Source organism: Mesorhizobium sp. CA7 (genome assembly GCF_020165015.1).
Taxonomy (GTDB): Bacteria; Pseudomonadota; Alphaproteobacteria; order Rhizobiales; family Rhizobiaceae; genus Mesorhizobium.
On sequence record NZ_JAIUHH010000027.1, the window covers coordinates 1 to 19,191 of the forward strand.

Annotated in this window: 13 protein-coding genes and 3 pseudogenes; 10 read left to right on the forward strand and 6 right to left on the reverse strand. The window is 59.0% G+C overall.

Annotation, left to right across the window (positions count from 1 at the left end):
• Positions 1-2,117 precede the first annotated feature (2,117 nt).
• Positions 2,118-3,002: an SIR2 family NAD-dependent protein deacylase gene (locus LB552_RS28290; RefSeq protein WP_224611421.1), complete on the forward strand. Its 885-nt coding sequence runs from the start codon at positions 2,118-2,120 to the stop codon at positions 3,000-3,002.
• A 586-nt stretch (positions 3,003-3,588) separates the two neighbouring features.
• On the opposite strand, the gene LB552_RS28295 is transcribed toward LB552_RS28290, so the two are convergent.
• Together LB552_RS28295 and LB552_RS28300 are read right to left on the reverse strand one after the other, a co-directional pair.
• Positions 3,589-3,843 carry a hypothetical protein gene (locus tag LB552_RS28295; RefSeq protein ID WP_224611422.1) on the reverse strand — a complete coding sequence of 85 codons (255 nt, stop codon included), beginning with the start codon at positions 3,841-3,843 and terminating at the stop codon, positions 3,589-3,591.
• A 197-nt stretch (positions 3,844-4,040) separates the two neighbouring features.
• Positions 4,041-4,580 (reverse strand): annotated as a pseudogene (locus LB552_RS28300) (hypothetical protein); the annotation flags it as partial.
• A 415-nt stretch (positions 4,581-4,995) separates the two neighbouring features.
• On the opposite strand from LB552_RS28300, the gene LB552_RS28305 reads away from it, so the two are divergent.
• Entirely contained in the window at positions 4,996-6,153 is a 1,158-nt protein-coding gene (locus tag LB552_RS28305) for a sensor histidine kinase (protein ID WP_224611423.1), read from the forward strand.
• A 160-nt stretch (positions 6,154-6,313) separates the two neighbouring features.
• Here LB552_RS28305 and LB552_RS28310 read toward each other — a convergent pair.
• The 4 genes and pseudogenes from LB552_RS28310 to LB552_RS28325 form a co-directional block, all read right to left on the reverse strand.
• A pseudogene (locus LB552_RS28310) lies at positions 6,314-6,554 on the reverse strand (endonuclease/exonuclease/phosphatase family protein); the annotation flags it as partial.
• Between the two features lie 4 nt (positions 6,555-6,558).
• Positions 6,559-7,121 (reverse strand): annotated as a pseudogene (locus LB552_RS28315) (DNA primase small subunit domain-containing protein).
• A 346-nt stretch (positions 7,122-7,467) separates the two neighbouring features.
• Positions 7,468-8,547, reverse strand: a complete 1,080-nt coding sequence (locus LB552_RS28320) for a hybrid-cluster NAD(P)-dependent oxidoreductase (RefSeq protein ID WP_224611425.1) — start codon at positions 8,545-8,547, stop codon at positions 7,468-7,470.
• 88 nt (positions 8,548-8,635) lie between these two features.
• Entirely contained in the window at positions 8,636-9,523 is an 888-nt protein-coding gene (locus LB552_RS28325) for a LysR family transcriptional regulator (protein ID WP_224611426.1), read from the reverse strand.
• Positions 9,524-9,624: 101 nt separating this feature from the next.
• Between LB552_RS28325 and LB552_RS28330 the strand changes: the two genes are divergently transcribed.
• From LB552_RS28330 to LB552_RS28360, 8 genes are all read left to right on the forward strand, one after another.
• On the forward strand, positions 9,625-10,707 hold the full coding sequence (locus LB552_RS28330) for an amidohydrolase family protein (RefSeq protein WP_224611428.1): 1,083 nt from the start codon (positions 9,625-9,627) through the stop codon (positions 10,705-10,707).
• 11 nt (positions 10,708-10,718) lie between these two features.
• Entirely contained in the window at positions 10,719-11,072 is a 354-nt protein-coding gene (locus LB552_RS28335; protein WP_095769888.1) for a Rieske (2Fe-2S) protein, read from the forward strand.
• Positions 11,073-11,275: 203 nt separating this feature from the next.
• The gene (locus tag LB552_RS28340) at positions 11,276-12,796 is read left to right on the forward strand and encodes an ABC transporter substrate-binding protein (protein WP_224611430.1); all 1,521 of its coding nucleotides are present in this window, start codon (positions 11,276-11,278) and stop codon (positions 12,794-12,796) included.
• 56 nt (positions 12,797-12,852) lie between these two features.
• Positions 12,853-13,905, forward strand: coding sequence for an ABC transporter permease (locus tag LB552_RS28345; protein ID WP_263481823.1), 1,053 nt, complete (start codon positions 12,853-12,855; stop codon positions 13,903-13,905).
• Positions 13,906-13,970: 65 nt separating this feature from the next.
• Positions 13,971-14,795: an ABC transporter permease gene (locus tag LB552_RS28350; protein ID WP_224611432.1), complete on the forward strand. Its 825-nt coding sequence runs from the start codon at positions 13,971-13,973 to the stop codon at positions 14,793-14,795.
• Positions 14,785-16,440, forward strand: a complete 1,656-nt coding sequence (locus LB552_RS28355) for an ABC transporter ATP-binding protein (RefSeq protein ID WP_224611433.1) — start codon at positions 14,785-14,787, stop codon at positions 16,438-16,440. The genes LB552_RS28350 and LB552_RS28355 overlap by 11 nt, the downstream gene beginning before the upstream one ends.
• A gap of 354 nt (positions 16,441-16,794) precedes the next feature.
• Positions 16,795-17,133, forward strand: a complete 339-nt coding sequence (locus tag LB552_RS29945) for a DUF6894 family protein (protein ID WP_411966410.1) — start codon at positions 16,795-16,797, stop codon at positions 17,131-17,133.
• A gap of 1,225 nt (positions 17,134-18,358) precedes the next feature.
• A complete protein-coding gene (locus LB552_RS28360) occupies positions 18,359-18,577 on the forward strand; it encodes a hypothetical protein (RefSeq protein ID WP_224611434.1) in 219 nt (72 codons plus the stop codon).
• Positions 18,578-19,191: the final 614 nt, after the last annotated feature.

Below are 19,191 nucleotides of genomic sequence, written 5' to 3' on the forward strand. Positions count from 1 at the left end.
GGGGTGGAGCAGCCCGGTAGCTCGTCAGGCTCATAACCTGAAGGTCACAGGTTCAAATCCTGTCCCCGCAACCAATTTTCTCATAAATCAATAACCGCCTCGGTCTGACCGAGGCGGTTTTTTGCGTTTCGAGACGCGCGAGTGATCTTTGATACACATGAAGCTGGTGAGGCGGGCTGCTAAAACTGTGCTGCACTCGGTGATTGTGCCCTCATAGAGAAAGTTTTGCGGCATGCTCGAACCGGCCACGTGAAGCGGCCGCTTTGCGCCCTAATCTCAGACGTTCCAATGAGCATTTGGTCATCTCAAGAGCGGTCGTTCATCAGTACGGCCTAGTTCGGCAGCTATGACAGTGCTCATTTTATGAACCGGTCCGCCGCAGCGGTTCCTTACGTGAGCTTTTGAAACTTTGGCCGCGGCACAACCTGAGCAGCAGAGGAGGCAGCAACAACCGAAAGTATCAACACAAATACGCCCTGCGGGAAGCCACGACGGAAATCTTCGGGCTTTACTTTTTATGAAATAATCCAATCAGTAATTACGCCGTAAGGTCGAGTGTTTCTCTACGCAACAACACGTGCGCTTTCGCCACGTCCAGGGCGTGTTTCGATTCTGTCATATCCCCTGTTTGGCTCGCTCTGCCTATAGCGCTCCAATTCCCTCGGAGCGTAGGCCTCTCCGCGATTTGTGCACTCGGCCCTTTCTCGGCGTTCTTGCCAAACTCTATCTATCCTTTCCTGCCTCCTATCCTCGTACGCACGACTAATTCGCTCTCGCCAACCTGCACGCCCATTGTCGAGCTGTATTTCCAACCGGTCCTCTAAAACTGCTTCGATCACGACGTCAGCAAATTCGTCCTCGGTGGAAGCTCTACCGTTACGTTCCTCGAATTCTTTAAATAATTGGACTCCCAAAGCATTGTTATACTTGTCCATAAGGTCGGGGGCATCATCTTTCTCGTTGCGGGATGCCTTCTCAACGGCCCACTCGCCGAGTATGCCGAATGTTCCGTACGTCATGCCGGAGGTGTAGGCATGGCGAAACGCATCAACCGGGGTTCAGTTGTCTTGAAATGCTTCCACTAGGTGAAAATTCGTGCGCGAGCCCTAACGGCTCGTAAAAGTCCTTGGCAGTCCTCTCGAGGTACAGATTTGATCCTTTAGTTCTCGAAATGGCGGCTGCTCGGCAGCACGCAAAGCGAGCTGACCAGTCGCTGAAGCAAGCGACGGCCATGCTCGACGATAACCATGGTATCGCTGTGAGCATTGCGCTGTGCTGCCGCATCCGAAACGGGCAAGCGCGCGCGAAGCGGCCAAGCGTCGCCTGCAACAGCGTCTATGCAATGCTGATTGTCGGTTCGGCCTGCAGAAGCCTGAACCTGCGCGTTTATCCGTCCACCACAAGGTCAAGGAAGGCGTTGGCCGCCTCGACCATCCCGATCGCGGGGGAACCTTGGAGATCTAATAGACCACCGCTGGGAACATCGCCGTTGGGAACAATGTCTTTCGGGCGTAGTTCGGTAGCGTCCAGGCGGAGAGCGGCCAATCATGTGTCTACAGCAAACGACCGGAAGTTCGCGGCCTAAGCCCGACGGCGGACCAGGCCAATTTTCATTCCTTGGGCAACCCTGTCGGCAAGCAGGCTGGACCCACAAGCTGATGCGAGCACGTCGTGCGCGGCCGTATGACTATTTTCAGTTTCGCAAGTGACAGCGCTGAAAGCGACGTCCGGGATCCCAATCGCATTTCGGCAAGCGATGCAGATCAGCTCGCCTATGGAGAAGACGATGCCAATCACAAGAGTTCGAAGGGCACATTCACGCCGGATAAGGTGAGGTTTTTGAGGAGTGCTGGAAGCTGGCGCAACGGCCAATGAAAGCGAAGCCCAGAGAGAGGCGCGCTCATTGCGACTGGTCGCCAATTACATGACCGGCATGTCAGACGAGCGGGAGTTGAGGGAGCTCTCGCATAAGCCGCTTGGTAGGTAAAATTGCGTCGATCCGGGAAGAGCAACAGCTGGGCAGGACGTGATTGGCGCGTTGGCGTACAAGGTGTCGATGCTGCCGTTGAGACGACTGCCGATCCAGTGGCGGGCAATCATCCTCTCTTGGATCGGCAATGACCAGCGATCCTCTTGTTCCGCTCGCGAAATCTATTCGAGAACGCGACGCGGTGCTGTTTGTTGGGGCAGGCGTCTCGATGAGCGTCGGCCTGCCGTCCTGGGAGAAGCTGATCGAGCGAATGGCGGATGAACTCGGCTTGGAAGTGGACCTTGGCAGGCAACGCGGCCGCTTCCAGACTCTGGCCGAGTATTACCGCATCGAGCATGGCAGCATCGGACCGCTGCGCAGTTGGATGGACCGGCACTGGACCGTCAGCCGCGATAAGATCGAACAGTCCGAATTGCACCGTCTCATCGTCGCGCTGAACTTCCCGGTGATCTATACGACGAACTATGATCGAAACCTTGAAGTCGCCTTTGAAATACATGGCATCGAATACGTGAAGGTGGCCAATGCGAGGGATGTCTCGAAGGCTCGCAGGGACGTCCCCTACATCGTGAAGTTCCATGGCGACTTCGATGACGATTCCTCCTTAGTCCTCACGGAAACCGATTATCTTGATCGACTGTCGTTCGACTCGCCGCTCGACGTGAGGTTCCGTTCGGACGCATTGGGCAGTACGGTTCTGTTTATTGGCTACAGCCTTTCCGACCTGAACATCCGGCTGCTTCTGCATCGGCTCTGGCAGACTTGGAGCCGGTCGGGCTATGAGGCGGATCGGCCCCCCTCGTTTATCTTCATGGCACATCGTGATCCTGTCGAGGAAGCTGTGCTGGCACGTTGGGGCATTACGGCGGTGACGGGCGACGATCTAGATCCTGAGACGGGACTACTTAATTTCCTTTCTCGCCTCGCTGACCTTGTATACGCCAACGGAATGAGTCGGCCCGGGTCTGCCGCCGGGAGGCGAGGTGCGGCCGGGCCTACCCTCGCCGAGTGACGGCGGCTCGCCGAAGATGGGGTGGATAGGTTATGGTTTGTTAGGTTCGGGCGCTGCTTCAGCTTACACTGGCCTACATATGGCTTGCGTTTACGGAGCTCACGTGACATCGAGCAACAAATCGCAGGCCAACTTTTCAGCGGATAGATGTTCCGGCACCCGCTCTAAAAGGCCGTCGCTTGTGCGCAACCTCAAATGTGCCGACCGCACCCGAAGGGCCTAATTTAAGGTTGTACGCCGTCCGGTTTTGTCATGGCGCACGAACGCTGGCCGCGGACATCTCCCTCGCCCAAACACGAGGCGCTGAGATGCACAGCCAAGTCCTAGAACCCTCCCACCTCGACATGCTCACTCGCGTTCTGCACCACGCTGCAAGCAGGACGGGCATCAACTCGACTCGGACGATGCGCAGAACGTCGCCGTGAACTTTGGTCTATCTGTTCCAGAGAGCGATGGTGAACGAGTTTGACCTTATTGGTACCTTGGGGGGCTAGTCGCGCAAGAACCTACGCCGCGTTGGCTGAACAAGCCGCTCGTCCGATAGCAAACTGGCCGACTGCATTGTGGCGGATCGCAAGCTGCTAGGTCAAGCAGGCGACCGCAATAGTCGCTTTCTATTCGACCTAATCTTCCCGCCATAGTAACTTACAAACTTGTCTGCTGGTGCGCCCACAGCGAGCATCATAATTGAGCGGCCGGCAGCCTCGATTTTTTCACTGATCATCAACTTAGCTTCGCGTTCAGCCGCTTTGCCGCCACTAGCAATTCGCATACCTCTAAGCCAGATCACTTGCTGCGCCTCCAGTATCGAAAGTGAGAGATCGACCCATAGATTGAACATTGAGCGCTCCTGATTGGGATGAGAGAACGGCAATCTCGTTCGTCGGTTCCGCCGAATTGGCAGGTCGAAAAACTTCTCTCTGGGAGCGAGTTCAAGGAAGAAGCCGAACGTTCTCTTCGAGACTTGCGCGAGCGGTGACGACCCGATCCTGCCCGAGAAGAAAAAGCCCCGTGGAGAGTTCCACGGGGCCTCATCGATTACAGCGGTGTCGTTCGGCGAACGCGATCGCGTTCCGCTTGGATGTCATCAAAGGGCTCTGCGGTAGGGTCGAATCCTGTCCATCCGGCGGACTCGTAAGCGCTGCGCCGTTCGTCAAGATTGACGGAACGCTCTCCTCGCAGGATGCGCTCGGCCTCGCCGGTCAGCCGATCGTCCACTCTGGCAGTCACCAGACTGCCTCCGCGGCGCACCCCTTCGGCATAGACATGGGCATCACGTTCCGAAACACCGGATTCCGTCAGCGCCCCGACGATGCCGCCTGCGGCTCCACCAACCACAGCGCCGCCAACCGCGCCGACGGCCGTAGCAGCGAGCCAGCCTGCCGCCACGACCGGCCCGACACCGGGGATCGCCATGATCCCGAGCCCCGTGAGCAGGCCGCCCGCGCCGCCGACGACCGCTCCCAGGCCCGCCCCGGCGGCGGCATCTTCGCCGGCTTCTGAAGTCTCGTCCTGCCGATACCAATTGTCGGAATTATTGGCCACGATGCTGATGTCGTCTCGCGGCACGCCAATCGCCGCGCTGAAATTTGTTCCACGCCCTTGGCTTCGCTTTGGAGCTTGTGTCCGCAGGGGGCTGCCGATGAGAACCGCCAGAGTCCCTTGTGTGCGCTCATTAGCTGCCACCGGCTTTGAGTTCGTGGCAGCCACTGGCAACAAAGCGGATATCTATCTGGCCCGCTGCGCGGCGGCAGGACCCTGCCTAACCCTAAACGCCTAGCTCCCAACGGGCCGGCAAGCGGTTTAGTTCAGCGGATTTGCTGTTCAAGACGCCTTGTAGATGCGCCGTTTGGTTGAGCGGCTAAGGTTATCGGCAATGCGGAGGGGACGGATTGTGCCTGTCTGCTTCCCCGGCTTCGCTCCCCCGGCTGCGAGATGGGAGCAATTCGCAGGCTCACACGTTGGTATTTAACCCTGCGAGAGGACCTCATCATTGGACTCCAGCACCGACCTAGCCAAGTTGCGCCGACATGTCCGCATTCTCGTGGACCTTGGCCGCTTAGCGGGCGAGGAAACTCCGCTCAGCCGCTTTCTCGATCAGGCTTGTGTGCAGGTAGCCCGGGCCGTTGAGATAGACCATACAAAGGTCCTTCGCTACCGCCCGCGCACCGCGGACCTGTTCATGGAGGCCGGCTTCGGGTGGAAGGAAGGTACTTTGCGGAACGCTGTTTTTCCGGCGGATCTGCGATCGCCGCCTGGCCGAACTTATCAAACAGCCGAGCCTTTGGTGATTGTCGATGGCGCGGCGGCCGAGCAGGATGGCGAATACGTCTTTTCCGATGTGCTGAAAGAGCACGGCATCAAGTCGCTGGCAAACGTGCCGATCCTCATCAAGGGCGCGGCTTGGGGCGTGCTGGAGGTGGATTCCTCGGTCACCCGCGACTTCAGCGAAGATACCGTCGACTTCATGACGGCTGCCGCCGCCCTCATTGCTTCAGCGATGCGGCGGCCCAATTTGGAGCGAAGCAACGTGGAAGCCACCGCTGCTCTAGTACAGGCGCAACAACAGGAGGTGCTGCTGCGGGAGATGCAGCACCGCGTAAAGAACAACTTTCAGCTCATCCTGGCCTCAATAGCCATCCAGAAGCGGCGCCTTGACAGGTCGGAAGTGCACCGGGCCTTGGAACACGTGGCTAACCGAGTTAATGCCATTTCGCTTGCTCATGACCAACTGGCACCGGGTCAGGACCTCCGAACGGTGGACGTCGCCGGCTATCTGAGGGCGCTGTGCGCTTCGCTTCAGGCGCAGGTGGAAATTGCAACGATTGAGATCGCGGCGGACGAGGTCGAGCTCTCGATTGAACGCGCGGTGCCGCTCGGTCTTATCTTGAATGAAGCCGCAATGAACTCAGTCAAGCATGCGTTCGGGGCGGAGGGCGGGCGAATCGTTGTCAAGCTTGAGTCCGGAATAGGCTACGGCGAGGCACGCCTGACTGTTGCCGATAATGGTCGAGGCATCCAGAATCCCCGACCTGGCGGGTCGGGACAGAAATTGATCCAGGCGCTCGCCCGGCAGATAGGTGGCAAGGTCGAGCAAGAGAGCTCCGCTACGGGCACGACAATCAGCGTGATTTTCCCAGTCATTGCATAGAGCTCCCTCCTCTCGCGGTTTGCGTTGGCTCCCCAGCGCAGATCGATGAGGCGGCATCATCCAAATCGCAACGCGGGCTCAGGGCTCACGTACGTCGCCAACATCAACCAGAGACGCGCCTTTGCCGTTGGGCGTGCGCGACGGCGAACTGGATCAGTTGAGTTCCGTCGGGGTCGCCGGGAAGGCCGCGCCGCGTTTCGTGGATTTTGCCGACGCGGCTCAGGATCGCGACGCCGTTCCAGCTTTTCTGACCATGCCAGATCACGTTATAGCCGAGGTCGCGGATCGGCCCTTCCGGTAACTTGTCCTGCGGCGCCTTGAGTTCCTGGAGGCAGGCAATGTCCATTGCTGCCTGTTCCAGCCAGGTTGACGCCGTTGACCTGGTAGGTCGCGATCCTCATGGCTTCATAGGTCCGGCAGGAACTGATAGGCCCGGCCCCAGCCTGCGAGGGCCTTCGATGCGGCGCGCTTCTTCAACTCGGGCGCATCGCCGACATGGAAATGAGAGGGCGCATCGATTGTCTTCATCTCCGCCCAGGTGACGGGTGCTGCGACCGGGGCACCCGGCCGCGACCTGGCGCTAAAAGGCCTGATTGCCGTTGCGCCGCGCTGGTTGCGCAGATAGTCGACGAAGATCCGTCCCTTGCGTTTGGCCTTCGACAACACGGCCGTGAAGTGGGCCGGGTCGTTCTGCGCGACCGCCTGAGCAAGCCGGGAGGCAAAGGCCTTTGCTTCAGTCCATTCAGCCCGGGGCGTGAGCGGCGCGATCACATGCACGCCCTTGCCGCCCATCAGCATCGGGAAGGTGGTCAACCCAATGGATTTCAGTATATCCCGGAACTGGAATGCGGCAGCCCGGACCGCCTCGAATCCAGTCCCTTGTCGGGGTCGAGGTCGAATACAAGGCGGTCGGCCTTCTCGACGTCTTCGATGCGTGCTCCCCATCCATGGAACTCGATTGTTCCCATCTGGACACAGGTTAAAAGCCCCTCGGCATCGTCCACGTGACCGATCAGGAAACGTCTCGCGGCACGCTAGAACCGGTCACGCGAATCGGCCGCTTTGCGCCCCAAAGCGGCCGTAAGTTCGGCTTCGCCACTCCCTGGCAGCAGACATCGCCCCGTCGAATCCCTCAATGTAGTCCAGCTTAAATTTTGTGCTGCCTCAGGCACTCAAAGGCCGTCCTCGGAGGCACATGGCCACACCGCTTTGAATCTGCCTTTCGAGGAACTCAGGCGTGGAATTCAGTTGAAATCGCAGGCGTGACCAGCTTGCCGCAATTAGGAAATCATCCGTTCAGATCCTCAACCGAGGTCAAAGATCGAGTGAAACGGTGCCTTGCGCGCGGCTGCAACAAGCCAGGACAAAGCCCGCTGACTTTTCTTCGGGCGTGAGTCCGCCGAGATCATGCATTGCGACTGCTCCAGAGAGCTTGGCTATCCGGCACGCACCGCAAACTCCCTGCTGGCAACCGGTGGGGACATAGACACCACAGTTGCGCGCCGCGTCCAGCAGGGTCTCTCCGGCCGCGCAGCGATGCTCCAATCCGGAACGGGCGAAATGGACCGAGGACGAAACGGCAGAGGCCACATCCCGAGCAGCACCGCCCAGACCCGCTCCGAAGCTCTCCTCATGATAACCCCGGGGGTCAACGCCTGCCTGGCCAAGACCGTCCCGCAGCGCCGTCATGTACTGTTCGGGGCCGCAGGCGTAGACTGTGCGATCACCAAGATCGGGTACGAGGCGCAGGAGCATGGGGCCGTCTATGCGGCCAGTCGGTCCTGCCCACGAGGGATCTGCCTTGGAACAGACGTATGTCACAGCCATGTTGGGGAATCGGGCAGCGAGCGCATCGAGTTCCGACCTGAAGATGATATCGCGCGGCGACCGTGCGCTGTAGATGAGACGCAGGTCCAGATCGGATGCTCTGTCTGTCAAGGTTCGCAGCATCGATATTAGAGGCGTGATCCCGCTGCCGCCTGCAAGAAAGAGAGGCTTTTCGCCGGGCAAACCGTCGAGTTTGAACGAGCCCCGCGGGCCTTCAATGTTGATTTCGTCGCCAAAGCGCAGATTCTCGTGTAGCCAATTAGAAACGAGCCCGCCCGGTGTCCGCTTGACCGTGACGTGCAAGTCGAGCGGTCGTGTAGGTGGCGACGAAACGGAATAGGAGCGGGCCACCGCAGCGCCATCGATCGTGGGGTGAAGGACCACGTATTGCCCCGCATTGAAGCAGAACATGCGGTCTGAGGCAGCCGAGAACACAAAGGTCTTCACGTCGTGCGTCTCGTCGATGACCGCACGGCAGAGCATTGCCTGTAGCGATGCGTCGGCCCATTGCCGCTGCCGCATCGTCGCGAAAAAATCGGAAGCCGGAAACGAAGTGTGTGCGTTCATGTTTGGCTCTCAATGACGCGCAAACATGGCAGCCGGACGCTTTCCGGAACAGTGGTTCGAGCCCTGCTTTTTAATCGGGAATTTCGATCTACGTCTCGAGGGACATCACCGCCAGCTGCAGCGCACGAAGCCCTTTGCGGATGATCGGCTCATGCTTGCGCCGGGCAAGCATGGCCGTATGGACGGGCTGGTAGAGCGTCGGTGCGCCCTCGACCAGGAATGACGGGCACTCGGCCGTAAACCTGCGGGCATCGTCGTTGCGCATGTAACAACTCCCCCCAGTTCGCCGCAGCATCGCTTCCGCCAGGCTCTCGGATCCCATGGAAAGGCGCGAAATTGCGAGGGAGGGAATAAGTTCCGAATGGGATTTTTCGAGTACGACGGTATAGCCCGGCCGAATGTAGCTGTCAGGATTGACCTCCGACATCGTTCTCGCAAACGTCGAAACCATCACATATTCCTCGACCATGAGGTGCTCGTAGGCAATTTCGGGAAGATACCGCGGCGCATACAGCACCGCTATGTCGAGATTGCCCATGCTGAGATCCGTCACCATCTGATTGGAATAGTCGGATTCCACATGGATCGAGGCTTTGGGAAGCGCCTGACAGAGCGCCTCCACCCACCCAGGCAGCACTGAGCGCGTCATGCCAACCTGTGCGGCCACGCGCAGGGTTCCCTCGAACCGGTTGAATGCGCGCACATCATGGCGCGCCTGCGACCAGGTCGAAAGCATCGCCCGCGCGTAGGCTTCGAAACGTCGCCCCGCCGCAGTCGGCTCAGCGCCGGCGCGACCACGATGGAAAAGCTCCGACCCTACCGCGCTTTCGAGGCTTTTGATCCGAGTGCTGACCGTCGACTGAGTAATGTTCAGCCGGTCGGCGGTCCGGTTGAAGTTCCGCGATTCGATAATGTCGAGGAACGTCTCTATGTGGTCCAGCTGCACGCGTCGCCCCCAATCGAAAAACTCGATCATTACCCAGGGATCATTGGCTTGATCTGACAATTGTCAAGGCGGAAGCTGTAGGAACTAATCGGCAGGTAAAGCCGCCGTCTGGAGAGGGAGCGAAAGCTAAAGTGTTTATCGTCGACTGCGATTGTCACAACTACTGGTCCAGCGCCACGGTATTGGAGCCCTATCTTTCGGGCATCTGGAAGGACATGTTCATTGAGGGCGAGAAGACCGGCCCCAGAGGATCCTTCCCACACGGCCATCGCCCCTGGTTTCATCCGCAGGATTTCTCCCGGAAGGATGTGCGGCCCGAGAGCGAAGCCGACAACTACCGGATCATGAAGGAAAAACATCTCGACAAATACAATATCGGGGCGGCGATCCTGACCGGGGACGAGCCCATTGAAGCCTCAACGCTGGCAAATCCCTACTATGCTAGTGCGCTGGTCAGTGCCTACAATGATTATCAAATCGCGGAGTGGTTGCCGAAGGACAACCGCTTCATGGGTTCGATCATCATTGCGCCTCAGGATCCCAAGCTAGCGGCCGCGGAGATCCGTCGCCTAGGCAGCCATCCTCGCATGGTCCAGGTTCTAGCCTCCCAAGGCTCTGTGAAGCCGTACGGCGACCCCTTCTATCACCCGATCTACGAAGCGTGTGCGGAAATGGGATTGCCGTTCGCCATTCACCTCGGTGGGCATGGCGGCGTTAATTGGAACGCCGTCGCGCCTGCCCCCACAACGTTTTTTTGGGAAACGCACGCGATCCTGCACATGTCGGCGATTAGCCACGTCGCCAGCATGATTGCTCACGGTGTCTTCGAGAAATGGCCGGAACTTTATTTCGTGGTGATCGAATGCGGTGTCGCCTGGGTGCCGACAGTGCTGTGGCGCCTCGACGCCGATTACAAGGCGCTGCGAAAGGAAACGCCGTGGCTGAAGATGCTGCCCTCGGAGTACTGCCGGCGCAACATACGCTTCTCCACGCAGCCGCTGGAGCAGCCCCCCAACGTCCAGCATCTCTGGTCCATTCTGGAAGCGATGGACGGCGAGAACACACTGATGTTTGCGTCAGACTATCCGCATTGGGATTATGACGACGCCAACACGCTGCACATCCCGTCTTCCTGGAGGACGAAGGTGATGGGCCAGAATGCGCTCGACGTCTACAAGCGCATTCCTGCCATCCTGACCGCGAATGCTGCCTGACGGAGCAGAATATGGCCGAGAAAACCTACATCTGCCGCGTCGACGAGATCAAAGCCGGGACACCCTTCATTGCCAAGGTCCGCAGCCTTTCGGTGGGTGTGTTCCGCGTCGGAGAAACCTTCCATGCGCTGCTCAACATCTGTCCGCATCGCGGTGCGCCGCTCTGCGAGGGGCCGCAATGCGGGACAACCGCGCCGGTGGAGGAGGCGCGGTTCATCTATCATCGAGAAAACGAGATCGTGCGCTGCGCCTGGCATGGCTGGGAGTTCGACATCAAGACGGGTTCGGCACTTGTCGACCCAACGGTCCGCGCGCGGACATTCCCCGTCATGGTCGAGGACGGCAACATCTATGTGACGGCATGAAGGCCATACGATCAGCAGTTCGAAGAGGTGAAAAGCAAGGGAAGAAGAGCTGACGGATCGACTGCACGACGAGGGTTTAAAAAAGCGCGGAAAAATCCGCCAATGGGAGAACGAAAATGTCAGAATCTGAGTACAAGCTTCGCATCGCGCAAAGTCTGGTCGGGCGTGGCAAGGTTTCCCGCCGCGACTTCATTCATCTAGGGGTGGCGGCGGGCCTGACCGTCGCTGCCGCCGATCAGATTTTCGTCACCACGGCCCGGGCACAACCGCAGCAAGGCGGCTTCGCCAAGCTCGGCATGGCGCACGGAGCGACCACGGATTCAATTGATCCGGCCGGCTATCCCGATACGTTCACGCAAACAGCTTTCTCGGGGGCCATGTCCAACAGCCTCACGGAGGTCGACGCCAAGGGTGGCATACAGCCGGACCTGGCCGAAAGCTTCGAATCTTCCAATGGCGCCAAGACATGGGTTTTCAAGCTGCGCAAGGGCGCCACCTTCCACAACGGCAAGACCGTGACGGCGGACGATGTCGTGACCTCGATGCGGTATCACATGGGTGCCGACACCAAGTCGGCAGCGAAGTCTCTGCTTGAACCTGTTTCCGATATTAAGGCCGACGGTCCCGAAACGGTCGTCTTTACGCTTAACAGCGGCAATGCCGATTTCCCCTACATCGTGAGCGACTATCATTTCGTCATCATGCCGAGCGTGGAGGGAAAAGCCGATTGGGCATCAGGAGCTCGAACCGGCGCATTTGTGCTTGAGAATTTCCAGCCGGGAGTTTCGGCCAAGCTCAAGCGCAACCCCAACTATTTCAAGAACGGCAAGCCTTACCTGGATGAGGTGGAATTCATCGCGATTACCGATTTGGCCGCACGCATGGCTGCGCTCTCGACCGGAGAAGTGGACTATATTGGACGCGCCGATCTGAAGACCCTCGGCATGTTGAAGCGCAATCCAAAAATCGAGATCATCGAGATCACCGGCTACGGCCATTATACTTTGCCGATGAACGTCACCATGCCGCCTTTCGACAATCCGGATGTGCGCATGGCAATGAAATGGGCGATCAACCGTCAGGAGATCGCCGACAAGATTTTCCTCGGCCATGCTACTGTTGCCAATGACGATCCAATCGCGCCGGCGATCAAGTTCTACAAAAACCCGCAGCCGCAACACAGTTTCGACCCCGAAAAGGCGCGCCATTATCTGAAGAAGGCGGGGATGGAAAAGCTGAAGGTCGACCTCTCCGTGGCAGATGCCGCCTTCGCGGGTGCGGTAGACGCGGCTGCGCTCATTCGCGAGACGGCCGCCCAGTGTGGCATAGACGTCAATGTGGTGCGCGAGGCTGAGGACGCCTATTGGGATAATGTCTGGCTCAAGAAGCCGTGGTGCGCTTCCTATTGGAGCGGTCGCGCGACCGCCGACTGGATGTTCACACAAGCCTTCGCAGCCGAATCCAGCTGGAACGAGTCGTTCTGGAAGAATCCCCGCTTCAACGAATTGCTCGTCAAAGCCCGAGCCGAGGCGGATGAGGCCAAGCGCGCCGACATGTATGGGGAAATGCAGCAGCTGACCCATGATGATGGCGGCAGTATCGTGCTGGTGTTCAACAATTTCGTCAGCGCCAAATCCAAGAAACTAGCCCATGGCGATGTGGCGCCGAATTGGGAAAATGACGGACTGAAGATGGCTGAGCGCTGGTGGACGGCCCAGGCATAGGGGTGCTTGCCAAGCGCGCCGCTCGCACCGCGGACGGCGCGCCCCAGGGAATACGCATGCGTGTGAATCCGGTCGCAAAAACGGTTCTGCAACGGTTAGGCTTCGGCCTGATCACGTTGTTCGTCGTTTCGATCATCATCTTTTCGGCGATCGCAATGCTGCCCGGCGACTTCGCCAAGGCGACGCTCGGTCAATCTGCTACCCCGGAAACCGTCGCGGCCCTTCAACACGAGATCGGCCTCGATCGCCCGCCAATCCAACGCTATTTCAGCTGGATCGGTAAGATGGCGCAGGGTGACTTTGGATCTTCCTTCGCCAGTCGAACCGGCTATCGGCGGACCGTCGCGGAAATCATTGCCCCTCGTCTCTACAATACCATGTTCCTGGCGGTAATGACCGCGCTCGTCGCGGTGCCGCTGGCATTGGGGTTGGGCATTCTTGCCGCCCTGTACCGCAACAGCTGGTTCGATCGGCTTGTAAACACGGTGACGCTTACGACGATTTCGTTCCCTGAATTCTTCGTCGCCTACATGCTCGCCTTTCTGATCATCTCGCGCGATACGTTTGCTGGCACGCAGTTCGCAGAGTCTTTACCCGTCTGGCTCGCGGTTTCAATCAACTGGACCTTGAACGTCGTACCGAAGTTCCCGACCCTGGCAAATATCAACGACCAGACGCCGTTCTGGGAGCACGTCTGGCGTGCAGCTCTGCCGTCCATCACGCTCACACTCGTCATCGTCGCTCACATGATGCGAATGACGCGCGCGGCAATCATCAACATGCTTTCAAGCCCCTATATCGACATGGCTCGGTTGAAGGGAATGAGGCCAATGGTGATTGTGCTTCGGCACGCTTTGCCAAACGCCTGGGCCCCGATCGTGACGGTTGTCGCCTTCAATCTTGCCTATCTCATCGTCGGTGTCGTGGTTGTCGAGGTGGTGTTCGTTTACCCCGGCGTCGGCCAGCTGATGGTCGATGCCGTGAAATCGAGAGACGTGCCCGTCGTGCAGGCCTGCGCCCTGGTCTTCGCCGCCACCTACATTCTGCTCAACCTGATCGCCGACATTATTTCGATTGCAACCAACCCGAGGCTTTTGCACCCACGATGACAAGCGCAGAGCCCGTCATCCAGACCACCGGAGCGCCCAGGGTGAGGCGCACGCGCCGGTCTCGCATGAGTATAGCGCTGAAGAAGGCCCCGCTCAGTGCCTGGTTCGGTATGGTTGTAACCCTCTGCTACGTCCTGGTCGCCCTATTTGCGCCGCTGATTGCTCCGTATCGAGAAACGCAGGTATTTAGCGAGGCATTCGCGCCGTGGGGTCACGAGTTTATGTTCGGGACTGACCAGCTCGGTCGCGACATGCTTACTCGACTGACCTACGGGGCTCGCAACACGATCGGCATCGCCTTCGCCACAACAATCATATCCTTTGCAGCGGGGGTGACGCTCGGCCTTCTGGCTGCAATGTACCGGGGCTGGCCAGACCAGCTATTGTCACGTGCGGTGGACGTGTTGATGTCGATCCCAAGCCTGATTTTCGCACTGATGCTGCTCTCGATATTCGGCTCCTCGATCACTAGCCTCGTTTTGATCATAGCGCTGCTCGATTCAACGCGGGTGTTCCGCTTGGCGCGAGCCGTCGGGCTCAACGTAGTGGTGATGGAGTTTGTCGAGGTCGCGCAATTGCGCGGCGAAGGCCCCGCATGGATATTGCGCAAGGAAATCCTGCCCAACATTCTGCCGCCGCTCATCGCGGAATTTGGTCTGCGATTTTGTTTTGTGTTTCTGACCATTGCAGCACTGTCGTTCCTGGGCGTCGGCATACAGCCGCCATCGGCTGATTGGGGGTCGATGGTGCGGGAAAACGCAACGCTAATCACCTATGGCGATGTCACGCCGCTGCTACCGGCGGGGGCCATTGCCCTTCTCACGGTAGCGGTGAATTTCGTCGTCGACTGGTTTTTGCATTCGACCAGCGGACTGCGTGATGAAAAATAACAGTGGCATCGCGCGCGAAAAGGGGACAGATCTTCTCCAGGTCCGGGACCTCCATGTTGAAGGCTTTTCCGATGAGCGCTGGCATCCGATCGTGCGCGGCGTGGATCTCTCGCTTAAACGCGGAGAAGTGCTCGGACTGATCGGTGAATCCGGCGCCGGGAAGTCGACTATCGGCCTTGCGGCAATGGGGTATACCAAGCCGGGATGCCGTATTACCCGGGGCTCGGTGCTGTTCGAGGGCGTCGATCTTTTGTCAATAACCGAAGCTCGCCGGCGGCGGCTGCGGGGCTCCCGCATTGCTTACGTGGCGCAAAGCGCGGCCGCCTGGTTCAACCCGGCTCACCGGCTCCTCGATCAGACCGTGGAAACGGCAGTTGCGCACGGGATCGCCAGCCGAGACAAGGCCAATTCCGATGCTATTGACCTTTATCGACGCCTCCGGCTTCCAGAACCCGAGAGCATAGGCTTCCGGTATCCGCATCAGGTATCCGGTGGCCAGTTGCAGCGAGCCATGACTGCCATGGCTATGGCTTGCCGACCCGACCTGATCGTGTTCGATGAACCTACCACTGCGCTCGATGTGACGACGCAAGTCGAAGTCCTGGCCTCGATCCGCAGGATTGTTGAAGATTTCAACACGGCAGCGATCTACGTGACGCACGATCTGGCAGTGGTGGCGCAGATGGCGGACCGGATCATGGTTCTGCGCCATGGACAAGCCGTCGAAGAAGCCGACACGCGGCAGATGCTCACGGCCCCTGCCCAGGAATACACTCGCACGCTCTGGGCCGTGCGCAAGCTCGCCAAGCCGGAGGTTCAGACCCACGATCACATCCTGTCGATCGACAATGTCACCGCCGCCTATGCCGGAAGGGTTAAGGTGCTGGTTGACGTGTCCATCAAGGTTCCGCGTGGCCGAACCGTGGCAGTGGTGGGCGAATCGGGGTCCGGGAAATCGACGCTAGCCCGTGTTGTTACGGGCTTGCTGCCTGCCATGTCCGGGTCGATCTCATTTGATGCCAAGCCGCTTCCATTGTCCCTGAAGGAACGCTCGAAAGACCTGCTGCGGCGCATCCAAATGATCTATCAGTCGCCGGACAGCGCGCTTAACCCTCGCCAGACTGTCGAGGAGATAATCGCGCGTCCGCTCGAATTCTATTTAGGTTTAAAAGGCCAGCAGCGCGACCGGCGGATCGCTGAACTCATGCACATGATCGAGATGGACGAAGGTTTCCTCGACAGGCTGCCCGGAGAATTGTCCGGAGGGCAGAAGCAGCGAATCTGCCTAGCCCGCGCACTGGCTGCAAATCCGGAGCTCATCATCTGTGACGAGGTCACCTCGGCACTGGATCAGATTGTACAGGAAGAGATGTTGACGCTGCTGATGCGGCTGCAGCGCGAACTCGGCGTCAGCTACATCTTCATCACCCACGATATCGCAACGGTAAGAGCGATCGCCGACGAGGTTGTGGTCATGCATCAGGGGAAGGTAGTGGAGCAGGGCTTAAAAACCGAGATACTGACGCCGCCCCACGCAGCCTACACCGAACTGCTTCTTTCGTCCGTCCCGGAGATGGATCCGGACTGGCTCACGACTTTGCTGGCCAGACGGAAGAACCAAGGCATCGCAAGTGCGGCTGGTTGAACAGCCCTGCCAACCGGGACGACGAAGTGCCCGCCATGGCCGCTCGCGTCCGTATTGCCGATCTTGATGCGATCGATGCTGCTCCGGTAGCTTTCGTCCACTTCTTTGACGGGCCGAGCATGGAGAGACCTTTTCCGGCAACGAACACATGTTAAAGCGCGTCAACGCAAAGCAGCGTAACATTCGGCTCCCTGCCCACCCACGAGCAGAACATGGTCCGGCCTGTTAGCCCATATCCCCCGCGCCCGACAGGCCGGGCTTCCTTATGGATGGTCCCACTCCCAAACCAGCGGATGAACTCTTTTCCCTCAAACGGATAATGAACCTTTTACCGGGGCTTGCTAAAATCGGCCCATGGCTCGCTTCTTCTTCGACCTGTCCCATGGCGGTGATGTCTACCACGATGCCCGTGGAGACACCTTCAAAAGCTCTGCGCAAGCCAAGGCAAGGACACTCGACCTTCTACGCAGGTTGCCGGCCGGTGATCGCGATCTAATCTGCACGATCCGCGACGCATTCGGGCACTCGGTTGCTAACGTTAGCATCAGATCGGGGATTTCGGGTCGGGAAGCACTCGGACCTCAGTCCTCATTGCAAACGCTGTCGAAGTCCTTGCCATTCCTCGCTGGCGGCCTCAACCACTCCTTGGCGAGTAACCCCGATAGCCCGCCGCTGGTGTGCCCCCACACCTAGCGACGGGCTAAGGGTGGCCGGCGCCTCTCTTTGTTGGAGATTGCCTAAGCGGGCGCCGGCTTGGCGAACCGTGGTCCGCCGCAATATGCAAAGTAACTAAAACATCTGCGATCGACATGGTGTGATCGCGGAAGCTTGGGAGGCTTGACGGCGGCAGCGTCCCGTGGGACCTACAGCTGGCCACAGCAAGGCGCCAGGAGGCGATCGGCGCTTCGGCGCTGTAGGGTGCGGCGACGAGGAATGCGCGCTGGTGGCTGGTAGAGGGGCGGCCCGGCAGCCATCGGGGGAGTGGTAAGCCGCCGGGCCTAGGGGGACACCTAGGACGGGGAGCACCCGTCCCAGAAGCTCCAGCATGATCCCGACGGCGGCAGTTGGCAATTGCATAGCGGTTTATGCGGCTGGCGGGCTCCTAGCCGCCACCATTCCTGCCCACCTTCCGCAGCCTGACGCAAGCGCCGGCGCTATCCTAAATCTTGTCGCTTCCGTATTGACGAAATGAGATCATCGACGCGACCCGCTGAAGTGATCGGTGCGTGTCGTCGAACTGATCGAGCGTCGAGTCGATTGCTGTAAATCCGCCTTAGCAAGTCGCGGGCAGTCTTGGCGCGCTCCCATGTGCGGCCGACGAGTTTGCATCCTCCCAAGGTCGCGGGCTCATCGGTAACGTCGTCCCAGACGGTCCATGTGCCAGACGGCTCGGAATGACAGCGAAATCTAGGTTGGCGATCTTCCATGGCCTCAAAACGGCCAGCAATCCTATTGAGTTCGATCGAATATGCGAAGGTGGTTAACCGCCGCGCCGCGTCTGCTTCAACCTCACCCCGGCGCCGCCGCCGTTCTCGGGGATGAACTCGACGGAACCAAGGCCGATACTTGTGGTAGCAAAGGACCGCTACGTCGTGAACCTACTATCGGCGGATGCGTTCTGGTCAGGTTGCCACACAGCGCTGTCACGGAATTCGTTAGTTGAAAGGGTCTTCCTTAAGGAACGCCGGCGGGTTGAATCCAGTCCCCGCAACCAATTCTATCATAAATCTATAACCGTCCCGGTCTAACCGGGACGGCTTTTTGCGTTTGAAGGGGCAAGCAATTGCCGCGGCGCGCCTGGCGCCGCGTGTGCTCATTTTTCCATAAGTGGGAGCCGCATATTAGGTTCCGCTGATCTTAATTGGACCTTGAACCTTCTTTTTCGGAGAGCGTTGCCATTGGATTCAGGAGGTTTCCGATGGCGCGCTTTCAAATCGAAGAGATCTATGGCGAACGCATCGTTGCCACGACATCTGCAGAGGCACCTGATGCGCTCAGCGCCGCAGAGACCCTGACGGGAAAGGCGATCTCCACCAAGGCGTTGCAAGAGCACTGGTTTCGGGTTGTCGACGAACGCGAAGGCACCGTCCACGAATTCGGCATTGCGGAGGAGCCGCCAAAGGATTTTGCCAAATGATGAACTGCTTCGGCGCAAAGCCCGGCTCGCAGATCGAGGGTGACACAGGATTATGCGAGCCGGGCCTAGCCGCCGACACCTATTCCGGGGGGACGTGGTTTCAAACTCGGCGGTAAGTAAAAGTTGTTCGATAATCGCTCGTGCTGCAATGAGGACTGAGGTCCCATTATCCTACCTGCTATGGTCCATTCGGAGTTCGCGAATGCGCCTGTCCCGATACGATCGTACGACCGTCGCCGAAGGTGGCGTGGCGTCGCAGCCCACAGGTCTGCCAGTGCGGATATATCCCAGCTTGGGCGCACTGGACCAGGCGATCGCCCAGTCGGCGCGCGATGATCGGACCAAATATCGCCACCATCAGCCGGCGTGCTCCGACACGGGGCAGGTTGCCCCTATGCAACGATGGAGCGGAACCCGCATGGCTCTCGAGCGCAGAATTAGTTGCCGCGAGCCATGACCACATTGAGCGATCAAACGATCAATGTGGTTTTGCGACCGTTTTTGCCCGGAGCGGTGTCGGCGCCCAAGGGCTGCAGCCAAACACCTTCCCCCGGTGGGGCTGCTGTGACCACGGCTGCGCCCGACCGTCGCAGGAACAAAACGCCCTGGCGCCG

What these genes read in the sequence shown, in the direction of transcription:
- LB552_RS28290 (WP_224611421.1), top strand. Translation starts at nt 2,118, where the DNA reads ATGACCAGCGATCCTCTTGTTCCGCTCGCGAAATCTATTCGAGAACGC.
- LB552_RS28295 (WP_224611422.1), bottom strand. Translation starts at nt 3,843, where the DNA reads ATGTTCAATCTATGGGTCGATCTCTCACTTTCGATACTGGAGGCGCAG.
- LB552_RS28320 (WP_224611425.1), bottom strand. Translation starts at nt 8,547, where the DNA reads ATGAACGCACACACTTCGTTTCCGGCTTCCGATTTTTTCGCGACGATG.
- LB552_RS28325 (WP_224611426.1), bottom strand. Translation starts at nt 9,523, where the DNA reads ATGATCGAGTTTTTCGATTGGGGGCGACGCGTGCAGCTGGACCACATA.
- LB552_RS28335 (WP_095769888.1), top strand. Translation starts at nt 10,719, where the DNA reads ATGGCCGAGAAAACCTACATCTGCCGCGTCGACGAGATCAAAGCCGGG.
- LB552_RS28345 (WP_263481823.1), top strand. Translation starts at nt 12,853, where the DNA reads ATGCGTGTGAATCCGGTCGCAAAAACGGTTCTGCAACGGTTAGGCTTC.
- LB552_RS28350 (WP_224611432.1), top strand. Translation starts at nt 13,971, where the DNA reads ATGAGTATAGCGCTGAAGAAGGCCCCGCTCAGTGCCTGGTTCGGTATG.
- LB552_RS28355 (WP_224611433.1), top strand. Translation starts at nt 14,785, where the DNA reads ATGAAAAATAACAGTGGCATCGCGCGCGAAAAGGGGACAGATCTTCTC.
- LB552_RS29945 (WP_411966410.1), top strand. Translation starts at nt 16,795, where the DNA reads ATGGCTCGCTTCTTCTTCGACCTGTCCCATGGCGGTGATGTCTACCAC.
- LB552_RS28360 (WP_224611434.1), top strand. Translation starts at nt 18,359, where the DNA reads ATGGCGCGCTTTCAAATCGAAGAGATCTATGGCGAACGCATCGTTGCC.